Origin of the sequence: Streptomyces cahuitamycinicus (genome assembly GCF_002891435.1) — a bacterium.
GTDB classification, from domain to species: domain Bacteria; phylum Actinomycetota; class Actinomycetes; order Streptomycetales; family Streptomycetaceae; genus Streptomyces; species Streptomyces cahuitamycinicus.
The window spans coordinates 1-725 of the sequence record NZ_POUC01000913.1 but is presented as its reverse complement, the minus strand read 5'-3'; the positions used below and the strand labels follow the sequence as shown (position 1 = coordinate 725).

1 protein-coding gene is annotated in these 725 nt (G+C 69.8%); it reads left to right on the top strand.

The genetic code is table 11. The features are described from left to right. Window positions 1-83: 83 nt before the first annotated feature. Window positions 84-671, top strand: coding sequence for a DUF5998 family protein (locus tag C1J00_RS43845; protein WP_180989935.1), 588 nt, complete (start codon window positions 84-86; stop codon window positions 669-671). Window positions 672-725 lie beyond the last annotated feature (54 nt).

Here is a 725-nt window from a genome sequence, read left to right as displayed (position 1 = left end):
ACCTCGGCCCGCGGACCCTCCCCGCCTACTGACAGGGGGCGACCTGTCCCTCGCAGTCAGTGGTCCCCCGTAGGATGGGCGTCATGGCCAAGACCAGTACGACGACCCAGGGGCTGCGGGCGGCGATCGAGCGCAGCGGCTACTACCCCGCCCTCGTGGCCGAGGCGGTGGAGGCTGCCGTGGGCGGTGAGCCCATGCGGTCGTTCCTGGTCCACCAGGAGACGACGTTCGACCAGAACGAGGTACGGCGGCATGTGACCGTGCTCGTCCTCACGGACAACCGCTTCATCGTCAGCCACACCGACGAACAGGCCGCCGACAGCACCTCCCCGACGCCCTACGCCACGACGTCGACGGAGTCGGTGAAGATCGGCCGCATCTCGTCGGTCGTGGTCAGCCGCGTGGTCGCCAACCCCGAGTCGTACAAGCCGGGCTCCCTGCCCCGCGAGGTCGTCCTCACCATCGGCTGGGGCGCCGTCTCCCGCATCGACCTGGAACCGGCCGCCTGCGGCGACCCCAACTGCGAGGCGGACCACGGCTACACCGGCAACTCGACGGCGGACGACCTCAGCCTGCGCGTCAGCGAGGCCGGGGACGGACCGGAGACCGTGCGTGAGGCGCTCGCGTTCGCGCAGGCCCTCTCCGAGGCGACCGCGGACACGACCCGCTGATGGCACAGCCCAAGACCTGTCTCTTTATACACATCTGACGCTGCCGACGAACTC

Excerpts from the sequence above, each read along its gene's own strand:
- C1J00_RS43845 (WP_180989935.1), top strand. The coding sequence starts at position 84 with ATGGCCAAGACCAGTACGACGACCCAGGGGCTGCGGGCGGCGATCGAG.